The sequence below is a fragment of the Paraglaciecola sp. genome (assembly GCF_030730205.1).
Taxonomy (GTDB): Bacteria; Pseudomonadota; Gammaproteobacteria; order Enterobacterales; family Alteromonadaceae; genus Paraglaciecola.
The window spans coordinates 1-10513 of record NZ_JANQVQ010000230.1 but is presented as its reverse complement, the minus strand read 5'-3'; the positions used below and the strand labels follow the sequence as shown (position 1 = coordinate 10513).

Here is a 10513-nt window from a genome sequence, read left to right as displayed (position 1 = left end):
AAGATGTTTAGACGTCTAGACGTAAAGATGTTGACTTTTTGCCTAGATTGAGCGAGATTTGCTACCCTCTTTTGCTTCCTTGGAGTCTTTATGCCTATTCGTATCCCGAGTAATTTGCCTGCACAAAACGTGTTGAGTCGTGAAAATATCTTTGTGATGGATTCTGAGCGTGCAGCGACCCAAGATATACGACCGATGGAAGTGGGTATTTTAAATCTGATGCCCAATAAAATGGAAACCGAAGAGCAGTTTTTGCGTTTGCTATCCAACACCCCCTTACAAGTTAATGTGGACTTGATCCGCATCGATAATCAGGCGCCTAAAAATACGCCTAAGGCCCACATGGATGCTTTCTATCGTGAGTTTGACGAGATAGCTAATAAAAAATACGACGGTTTAATCGTTACTGGTGCGCCGCTGGCCCATCTTGCTTATCAAGACGTAAAATATTGGGAAAAAATGACCGTAGTCATGGACTGGGCACGCAGACATGTGCAATCAACCTTATTTTCTTGTTGGGCGGCACACGCAGCCATTTATCATTATTTTGGCAAAAATCGCGTACTCAAAGATGAAAAGCTCAGTGGGGTTTATCCTATTGAAGTGCAAAATGAACATGACGAATTACTGCGCGGTTTCGATCCGGTGTTTTATGCGCCACAATCTCGTTATGGAGAAATTCCAATTGAGGTGTATCAAAGTATTCCAGAGCTCAGTGTGTTAGCAAGTTCTGCTAAAACCGGGGCCCATATTGTGGCATCGCAAGACAAGCGTTTGGTGTTTGTTACGGGACATCCCGAATATGATCCTGAGAGTTTAAGCCAAGAGTATCATCGAGACCTTGCTGCGAATTTAGCGCCTAAAATACCAGTGAACTATTTTCCAGACGATGATCCGTCAAAACCACCTATGGTGAAATGGCGCGCTCATGGCAGCTTATTGTTCACAAATTGGTTAAACTACTATGTCTATCAAACTACGCCCTACGATTTAGACAGTTTGTCCCGTTAAAATTATCGTTAAGTACCTAGTTAATAAAGAGTTATTGAGGAAACGTGTTGAGTCAATCTAACAAAGAACAACTTTTACAGGATGCTGCACAACAGCGTATTCTGATTTTGGATGGCGCCATGGGTACCATGATCCAAAAACATAAATTAGAAGAGGCGGATTATCGCGGAGAGCGATTTGCTGATTGGCAGTCTGATATAAAAGGTAATAACGATTTGTTGAGCATCACTCAGCCGCATATTATCTATGATATTCATTGTGCTTATTTGGCGGCTGGCGCTGACATTATTGAAACCAATACTTTCAACTCTACCACTATCTCGATGGCTGATTATCACATGGAATCCTTAGCCAAAGAGATTAACTATGAGTCGGCTAAATTAGCCCGTAAAGCGGCTGATGAATATACGCAGCGAACCCCTGAAAAACCCCGTTTTGTGGCTGGGGTACTGGGTCCAACAAGTCGAACTGCCTCTATTTCTCCTGATGTGAACGATCCAGGTAAGCGTAATGTGACCTTTGATGAATTAGTCGAAGCCTACGTTGAAGCGACTCATGCCTTGATGGATGGGGGCTGTGATTTGATTTTGATCGAAACTATTTTCGATACGCTGAATGCGAAAGCGGCAGCATTTGCTGTTGAAACCGTGTTTGAACAACGTGAGCAACGTTTGCCGATTATGATTTCAGGCACCATTACTGATGCCTCAGGCCGTACTTTGTCAGGCCAGACTGCCGAAGCCTTTTATTATTCGATGTGCCATGTTAATCCTTTTTCTATGGGCTTAAATTGTGCATTAGGGCCAGATTTGTTGCGTCAATACGTGGATGAAATCGCCACCATTTCTGACTGTTTAGTGTCTGCTCACCCCAATGCTGGTTTGCCTAATGAGTTTGGTGAATACGATATGGAAAGTGACGAAATGGCGACACATATCAAAGAGTGGGCCGAGGCAGGGTTACTGAATATTGTTGGTGGCTGCTGTGGCAGTACCCCCGAGCATATTGCCGCCATGGTGGCAGTGACTGCCGGCAAAGCGCCGAGAAAAATGATTAAACATCCAGTTAAAATGCGTTTATCTGGCCTCGAACCCTTTGTCCATTAGGCCGTATAAATGAAAGATATTGAAAAAGAAATAAACCTAGAAAAAAGCTCAGCTAGCGTATTTATTAATGTAGGTGAACGTACTAACGTTACCGGCTCAGCCATGTTTAAACGCCTCATACTTGAGGGCGACTATGAGAAGGCCCTAGATGTTGCTCGCCAGCAAGTTGAAAATGGGGCTCAAATCATTGATATCAACATGGATGAAGCCATGCTTGATTCTGAAGCTGCTATGGTGCGCTTTCTCAATTTAATCGCTTCTGAGCCTGATATTTCTCGGGTGCCGATCATGATTGACTCGTCAAAATGGTCGATTATCGAAGCAGGTTTAAAATGTGTACAAGGCAAGTCGATTGTTAACTCCATCAGCTTAAAAGAAGGTGAAGAAAACTTTTTACACCAAGCTAAATTGATAAAGCGCTACGGTGCAGCCACTGTTGTTATGGCTTTTGATGAAGTCGGCCAGGCTGACACCGAGGATCGCAAGTTTGAGATCTGTGAACGTAGTTACAAGTTACTGACTGAAAAAATTGGTTTTCCGCCTCAGGACATTATTTTTGACCCCAATATTTTTGCGGTGGCCACGGGCATTGAAGAGCACAATAACTATGCCTTAGATTTTATCAACGCTACGCGCCGCATTCGTCAGCACTTGCCCCATGCTCATATTTCTGGTGGTTTGTCGAACGTATCGTTTTCATTTCGTGGCAATAATCCAGTGCGTGAGGCCATGCATTCGGTGTTTCTGTTTCATGCGATTAAAGCGGGAATGGACATGGGCATTGTTAATGCTGGGCAACTGGAGGTGTATGACCAAATTCCACTTGAGCTCAGAGACGCTGTCGAAGACGTTATTTTAAATCGTCACCCTGATGCGACAGATCGTCTATTAGAATTAGCGCCCAAATACCAAGGTGGCGGCAAAGTCCAAGAAAAAGAAAATCTAGAATGGCGCCAGTTGCCGGTTAATAAACGTCTCGAATATGCGTTAGTGCGCGGCATCATGGACTTTATTGAAGAAGATACTGAAGCCGCCAGACTCGAAGCCGAAAAACCCTTGCATGTCATTGAAGGGCCGTTAATGGACGGTATGAATGTAGTCGGCGATTTATTTGGTGAAGGTAAGATGTTTTTACCACAGGTGGTAAAATCTGCTCGGGTAATGAAAAAAGCGGTTGCTTACCTTAACCCCTATATTGAACTTGAAAAAGACCAAGGCAGCAGTAACGGTAAAATACTTTTAGCTACCGTGAAAGGCGATGTACACGATATTGGCAAGAACATTGTTGGTGTGGTTCTGCAGTGTAATAACTTTGAAATTATTGATTTAGGCGTCATGGTGCCTTGCGCCAAAATACTCCAAGTGGCCAAAGACGAAAACGTCGACATGATAGGCTTGTCTGGTTTGATTACGCCTTCCCTAGATGAAATGGTGCATGTCGCAAAAGAAATGCAGCGACTCAATTTTGATTTACCCTTGTTGATTGGCGGGGCAACCACCTCTAAAGCCCATACTGCGGTTAAAATCGAACAACATTATCAACATCCCGTTGTATACGTCCCTAACGCGAGTCGTGCAGTTGGCGTGTGTCAGCGGTTAATTGCGGCAGATAATCGTGCCATATTTGCCGCACAGCTCAGCGCTGAATATGAAAATGTCAGAGAACAGCACGCCAAGAAAAAGCCACGCACTAAGCCGGTAACGTTAGAGCAAGCTAGAGCCAATGCCTTCACTTTTGACTGGGCTAGTTATCAGCCGCCTAAGCCAAATGAGCTTGGTGTTAAAACTGTATCGGTTGGGCTTGATGTATTACGAGATTATATCGATTGGACGCCCTTTTTCTTAACGTGGTCATTAGCCGGTAAGTACCCACGCATTTTAGAAGATGAAGTGGTGGGCACAGAAGCAAAGGCATTATTTGCTGATGCCCAGGCCATGCTCAACGAACTGTGTGCCAATAAACTGTTACAAGCGAAGGGCGTGATGGGGATTTTCCCAGCCAATAGTGTTGGTGACGATATCGAGGTGTATCAAAATGAGCAGCGCGTCAGCCCGCAATTCATTGCCCATCATTTGCGCCAACAAACCCAAAAGCCGAACGGTCCAAATTACTGTTTGAGTGATTTTATTGCGCCAAAAAGCACTGCTAAAGCGGACTACTTAGGGGCGTTTGCGGTGACAGCAGGTGTGGGCGAAGATGAATTGGCTCAGCATTATATTGATGATGGTGATGACTATAACGGTATCATGGTCAAAGCCCTTGCTGACCGTTTAGCAGAGGCTTTTGCTGAATATTTGCATGAGCAGGTGCGTAAAGAAATATGGGGGTTTACGCCGCACGAGCAGTTGAGTAATGACGAACTGATTCGAGAAAAATATCAAGGTATTCGTCCTGCTCCAGGATATGCCGCTTGTCCTGAACATACTGAGAAACAGCTTATTTGGGATTTGCTTGATGTCGAAAAACACACCGGCATGAAGCTGACAGAAAGTTACGCTATGTGGCCAGGCGCGTCGGTTTCTGGGTTTTATTTCTCGCACCCTGAAAGTCGCTATTTTGCAGTCGCGCAAATTCAAAATGATCAGTTACACGATTACGCAAGCCGCAAAGGCTGGTCTGTCGAAGAAGCGCACAAATGGCTCGCACCGAATTTGCAACTTTAATAACAAGGAAGAACCAATGAGTAAGCCTTTTAGTCAAGCGTGTGAAAATAACAAAGGCCCCATACTAGAGGTGCTTAAACGCTATTTTACACACTCGACTAAGATCTTAGAAATTGGTTCTGGAACAGGCCAGCACGGTGTGCACTTTGCTGCACATCTCCCTCATCTTAGTTGGCAAATGAGTGACGCTTTAAATAATCACAAGGGGATTAATCAATGGATAGCTGCTTATCCCCAAGCGAACATTCATGCGCCTATATCCTTTGTAGTCGGTCAAGACCCTTGGCCTGGGATAGATGTTCAAAGTGTGTTTAGTGCGAATACCGCACATATCATGCAAAAGCATGAGTGTAAGTTAATGATGGGCCTAATTGCGAAGAATTTGCCCTCGGGCGGCATATTTTGCCAGTACGGGCCCTTTACTCAAGACGGGCAGTTTAACGCGCAAAGCAATGCCGATTTTGACTTGCAGTTAAAGTCTAACGGTTATGGCGGGATCCGTGATATCAGTGAATTACGCTACTGGGGGCAAGGATTGCGCTTAGTGGAGTTAATTGACATGCCTGCCAATAATCTATGCTTGGTGTGGCAAAAACACTAAAGCTTGCCTAAATAATGTTTATTCACGCTTCTTGAACGGTAGCAGTGCTGTGGCATTTTGTTTGTATTGTTCGATTCGAGTGGTCTCTTCTTCGATAAAACGGCCAACGGCATCATGAAAAGCCTGTTCTTTTAATTGATGGTTTGAATAACAATAGATGGGTTCAAAACCACGTAAAATTTTATGCTCTCCCTGTGTTCCAGGATTAAATTCAGCTAAACCTCGTTCAATGCAAAATTCAATACCTTGATAATAACAACATTCAAAATGCAGTTGCGATACCTCTTCGATGGCGCCCCAGTAGCGACCATACAATTGATTGTCATCATAAAAAAATAAGGTACTCGCGATAGGCTCATCGCCCCGTCTAGCCTCAACTAGCATTAAGTTAGAATGCATTGTAGTAAACAAAGTGCTAAAAAAAGCTTGGGTGAGATACCCCGTGTGGCCGCTACGTTTTAAATAGGTTTGTTGATAACAATGATAGAAAAAGTCCATATTTTCTGCGTTTAATTTGTCTCCTGTCAGGCGCTCAATTGTGATCCCAGCTTGCGCTACTTTATTGCGTTCTGCGCGGATGCTCTTGCGTTTTCTAGAGTTCATTGTCGCTAAGAAACTGTCAAAATCTAGATAACTGCGATTAAACCACTGAAACTGAACCGTATATCTAGCCATCTGTTTTTGGGTTTGCAAGGCCTTGTTGGTCATGAGATCCACAAACAGCCAATGCATCGAGGATAAGCCATCCAGCTGCATTTTTTCATTGATGACGCGGCACACCAGTTTTGTCACTTCAGCTAGTTCGCAGTCTGGTTTATGCATTATTCTGGGGCCAGTAACAGGGGTAAACGGAATGGCGCTGACTAATTTGGGATAGTACGTTAAGCCGTATTGCTTGTAGGTATTCGCCCATGCAAAATCAAACACATACTCTCCATAGCTGTGGAATTTTTTGTATAGTGGCACCAGACAAATAACGTGGTTGTTTTGATAAATAACTAAATGCAAGGGTGACCAGCCAGTATCTGCTCCTACTGATTCTGAGGTTTCTAAGGCGTGGAGAAATTCATACTGGCAAAAGGGGTTAGTGGTTAAGGTAAACTCTTGCCACAACACTGGACCAATTTGTTCGATACTATTAACAAAGGTATAGCTTAATTTGTTTTTCAAATTAGAAATCCCAAATCTCGGTCAAAAGTTGGTTTACTTTCATGAACAAGAATGAAGAGTATAAGGAAATAAAGTATACCATTACTCGGCTCTTAGCCAGAAGAGAACACAGTCGTCTTGAGTTAGTCATCAAATAGAACAGGGCATTGTTAATCGCGTATTGTCAGGTTTGGATGTTGATTGGTTTGAACATGCCGTAACGGTCTTAGCGAAGAAAAAAGGGCTGAATCAATTAAGTGATCCTCAGGACTATCAAAAGTACTACCGTTTTTATGCTGCAACGGGGCTTTTCTGCTGAACTAATACACTATGCAATGGGGGTCTTAAAGTCATAAATTAAGCCCTTAACAAGACCCTCGCAAACATGTTACTGTAGGGCGATACAAGCAGTGTTACCTCGCTGCTTAGTCTGTCTTTTAACCCAACTAAATTTTATATTTTCAGGACTGTAAATGAGTATGACAACCGCCGAAATTCGCGGCGCCTTTCTAGACTATTTCGCAAAAAACGGACATCAAATCGTTTCTAGTTCTTCATTAGTGCCTAACAATGACCCGACGTTGTTATTTACTAATGCGGGGATGAACCAATTCAAAGATGTATTTCTTGGTGCTGAAAAACGCAATTATGTGAGAGCTGTCTCGTCGCAGCGCTGTGTTCGAGCTGGTGGTAAGCATAATGATTTAGAAAATGTGGGTTATACCGCCAGACATCATACTTTTTTTGAAATGTTGGGTAATTTTAGTTTTGGTGATTATTTTAAAATTGACGCGATTAAGTTTGCGTGGAATTTTCTGACTGAAGAGCTCAAGTTACCAAAAGAAAAATTATTAGTTACCGTTTATGCCGAAGACGATGAAGCCTTCGATATTTGGGCGAAAGAAATCGGTGTACCTGAAGATAAAATTATTCGAATTGCTACCTCAGATAACTTTTGGTCAATGGGTGATACAGGTCCTTGCGGCCCATGTTCTGAAATTTTTTATGATCATGGTGAACATATTTGGGGAGGACCTCCAGGTTCACCAGAAGAAGACGGCGACAGATTTATTGAGATCTGGAACTTAGTATTTATGCAATTTAACCGTCAAAGCGACGGTACGATGGAGCCACTACCCAAACCCTCCATTGACACTGGTATGGGCTTGGAGCGTATTTCTGCTATTTTGCAACATGTACATAGCAACTACGAAATTGATATCTTTACCAATCTTATCAGTCAAACCGCTCAGATCATTGCTTGTACCGACCTCGAAGATAAGTCTTTACGGGTAATTGCAGATCATATTCGCTCTTGTAGCTTTTTAATCTGTGACGGCGTGGTGCCTTCTAACGAAGGTAGAGGGTACGTGCTACGTCGTATTATTCGTCGTGCTGTAAGACACGGTAACAAGTTAGGGGCGAAAGACGTATTCTTTTATCGTTTGGTTGCGGCTTTAGTCGAGCAAATGGGAGCGGCTTATCCTGAATTAAAAGCACAGCAACATGTTGTCGAAAAAGTACTTAGGACCGAAGAAGAGCAATTCTCGCGGACACTAGAGCGAGGCATGACCATTCTGAATGATGAACTATCAGCACTTTCGGGGGATGTTGTGCCCGGTGCTTTGGTCTTTAAGCTATACGATACCTATGGCTTTCCAGCTGATTTGACCAACGATGTGGCCAGAGAGCGTGGCTTACGTATTGATGAAGAAGGTTTTAATGCGGCAATGGCCGAGCAACGTAAGCGCGCTCAGCAAGCTAGCCAATTTGATACTGATTACAATGAGCAACTTAAAAGCGATAACATCTCTAAATTCGATGGCTACGAGCTTTCAAGTACCCGTTCTACGGTGCTAGAAATTTTGGTGGGCGGTGAGTCTGTTAGTACCTTGCAAGAAGGGCAAACAGCCTACGTGATACTTGATCAAACACCTTTTTATGCTGAATCAGGTGGACAAATAGGCGACACCGGTACGCTTCAAAGTGCTAAGGGGTCTTTTGTCGTCAGCGATACTATAAAAATTGGTCAGGCAATTGCGCACAAAGGTTCTGTGCAAGGTGGCTTGGCAGTGGGTGAGCACGTTGAAGCACAATATAATGTAAAGCGCAGAGAAGCCGTTAAACTTAATCACAGCGCTACTCACTTGATGCATGCGGCTCTTAAAACGGTATTGGGTACCCACGTTAATCAGAAGGGATCATTGGTCACAGAGGAGCGTTTACGTTTCGATTTTTCTCATTTTGAGGGGATGACTAAAGAGCAAATTAGCCAAGTTGAAGCCTTAGTCAACGAGCAAATAAGAGCTAATCATGCTTTGCAGACGAAGTTAATGAACTTGGACGAAGCAAAAGCCGCCGGCGCGATGGCTTTGTTCGGTGAAAAATACGACGACGATGTTCGTGTTGTCAGCATGGGTGAGTTTTCAATGGAACTGTGTGGTGGTACTCACGTGATGAGTACTGGAGACATTGGTTTGTTTAAAATCCTCTCTGAGAGTGGCATCGCCGCAGGTGTTCGACGTATAGAAGCTGTGACGGGGTCGGCAGCGCTGGAGCTGATACAGAAACAAGCGAATGAGTTGTCCGGTTTGGCTGCGATGTTAAAAACTGAACCTACTAGCCTTGTCTCACGTATCACTCAATTATTAGAACAAAACAAAAGTTTTGAGAAAGAACTGGCTAAGTTAAAACAGCAACTAGCAAGTTCTAAGGGCAGCGATTTACTGACCAATGTGGCAGATATTAATGGTGTAAAAGTACTCGTTGCTCACTTACATGAAGTAGAGTCAAAAGCCTTACGAGGTATGGTTGATGAATTCAAGAATCAATTAGGCTCTGCTGTTATTGTCTTGGGTGTGGCGGAGCAATCTAAAGTCAGCTTAATCGTTGGTGTAACGCAAGATCTAACGTCGAAAGTTAAAGCCGGTGAGTTGGTAAATTACATCGCGCAGCAAGTGGGTGGTAAAGGTGGCGGTCGTCCTGATATGGCACAAGCAGGCGGCAATCAACCTGAAAATCTTGCTAATGCAATCGAATCAGTTAAGCCTTGGTTAATAAAGGCGTTGTAAATTGTACGAGAATTATCAGTTAATTTTTGAGGTGACAACAAAAATATGGAGCAACTGAGTGCGGGATTTTCTGGTCGTTCAGAATTTTTCCGCTAGTGTTACCTAAGGACTATAAATTCTATTTAACGGAAAAGGAGCAAGAGAATGCTAATTTTAACTCGTCGTGTAGGTGAAACCTTGATGGTCGGTGATGATGTAACGGTCACCGTGCTAGGTGTGAAGGGAAATCAGGTAAGAATAGGTGTGAATGCACCTAAAGAAGTGTCTGTGCATCGTGAAGAGATTTACATGCGTATTCAAGCTGAAAAAAACGGTCAAGCAGCGAGCGGCGAACAATCGTCCTCTCATGATGATGATTGAGTATTTTTAAAGCACATAAAAAAAGCTGGTATCTACCGGCTTTTTTTATGTGTGAAATAGGCTTATTTTTAATGTGTTAGACAAAAATTACCCGCCTATTTGCCCATAAAAACAGCAAAGCATGGCTTATCGTTCAAAATGCAAGCAAGCAGTAAATAAGTTGAGAAAAATTGTTTGACTTACGTTTTAGGATCAGTAAACTTCGCGTCCTCATTTAGGAGAGACGGCAAGACAGCTTCTCACTCTTTCAACAAGAAAGAGTAAGCATAAAAGAGCTTTTAAGTTGTATCGTCAGAGTGTTTTTTTTACAAAACATTATGTTAGAATCTGAATGAGAAAAGTGTATATCGTGTTCCGGAGAGGTGGGTGAGTGGCTGAAACCAGTTCCCTGCTAAGGAACCATACCTATTACTGGTATCGAGGGTTCGAATCCCTCCCTCTCCGCCATTATATATACTTAGCTACGTTGTCAATGCGTGTGTAGCTCAGCTGGATAGAGTACCTGGCTACGAACCAGGCGGTCGGAGGTTCGAATCCTTCCACACGCGCCA

General features: G+C 43.3%; 7 protein-coding genes and 2 tRNA genes. 8 read left to right on the top strand and 1 reads right to left on the bottom strand.

Annotated elements, in window-relative coordinates:
* The first annotated feature begins 90 nt into the window (after nucleotides 1-90).
* From metA to NWQ57_RS15380, 4 genes are read left to right on the top strand one after another with little or no spacing between them, the layout of a single operon-like run.
* Nucleotides 91-1011, top strand: coding sequence for a homoserine O-succinyltransferase (gene metA / locus NWQ57_RS15395; protein WP_306023047.1), 921 nt, complete (start codon nucleotides 91-93; stop codon nucleotides 1009-1011).
* A 44-nt stretch (nucleotides 1012-1055) separates the two neighbouring features.
* Nucleotides 1056-2117: a homocysteine S-methyltransferase family protein gene (locus NWQ57_RS15390; protein WP_372340930.1), complete on the top strand. Its 1062-nt coding sequence runs from the start codon at nucleotides 1056-1058 to the stop codon at nucleotides 2115-2117.
* A 9-nt stretch (nucleotides 2118-2126) separates the two neighbouring features.
* Nucleotides 2127-4781, top strand: a complete 2655-nt coding sequence (metH, locus tag NWQ57_RS15385; protein WP_306023045.1) for a methionine synthase — start codon at nucleotides 2127-2129, stop codon at nucleotides 4779-4781.
* Nucleotides 4782-4797: 16 nt separating this feature from the next.
* The gene (locus NWQ57_RS15380) at nucleotides 4798-5382 is read left to right on the top strand and encodes a DUF938 domain-containing protein (protein WP_306023044.1); all 585 of its coding nucleotides are present in this window, start codon (nucleotides 4798-4800) and stop codon (nucleotides 5380-5382) included.
* Between the two features lie 18 nt (nucleotides 5383-5400).
* Here the strand turns inward: NWQ57_RS15380 and NWQ57_RS15375 are convergent, their stop codons facing one another.
* On the bottom strand, nucleotides 5401-6552 hold the full coding sequence (locus NWQ57_RS15375; RefSeq protein WP_306023043.1) for a GNAT family N-acetyltransferase: 1152 nt from the start codon (nucleotides 6550-6552) through the stop codon (nucleotides 5401-5403).
* Between the two features lie 452 nt (nucleotides 6553-7004).
* Between NWQ57_RS15375 and alaS the strand changes: the two genes are divergently transcribed.
* The 4 genes from alaS (at nucleotide 7005) to NWQ57_RS15355 (ending at nucleotide 10513) form a co-directional block, all read left to right on the top strand.
* Nucleotides 7005-9602, top strand: coding sequence for an alanine--tRNA ligase (gene alaS, locus NWQ57_RS15370; protein ID WP_306023042.1), 2598 nt, complete (start codon nucleotides 7005-7007; stop codon nucleotides 9600-9602).
* Between the two features lie 144 nt (nucleotides 9603-9746).
* A complete protein-coding gene (gene csrA / locus NWQ57_RS15365; protein ID WP_306023041.1) occupies nucleotides 9747-9962 on the top strand; it encodes a carbon storage regulator CsrA in 216 nt (71 codons plus the stop codon).
* A gap of 356 nt (nucleotides 9963-10318) precedes the next feature.
* A tRNA-Ser gene (locus NWQ57_RS15360) sits at nucleotides 10319-10409 on the top strand.
* Nucleotides 10410-10436: 27 nt separating this feature from the next.
* A tRNA-Arg gene (locus NWQ57_RS15355) sits at nucleotides 10437-10513 on the top strand.

Coding starts and splice junctions, on each gene's coding strand:
- metH (WP_306023045.1), top strand. CDS start 2,127: ATGAAAGATATTGAAAAAGAAATAAACCTAGAAAAAAGCTCAGCTAGC.
- metA (WP_306023047.1), top strand. CDS start 91: ATGCCTATTCGTATCCCGAGTAATTTGCCTGCACAAAACGTGTTGAGT.
- NWQ57_RS15380 (WP_306023044.1), top strand. CDS start 4,798: ATGAGTAAGCCTTTTAGTCAAGCGTGTGAAAATAACAAAGGCCCCATA.
- alaS (WP_306023042.1), top strand. CDS start 7,005: ATGAGTATGACAACCGCCGAAATTCGCGGCGCCTTTCTAGACTATTTC.
- csrA (WP_306023041.1), top strand. CDS start 9,747: ATGCTAATTTTAACTCGTCGTGTAGGTGAAACCTTGATGGTCGGTGAT.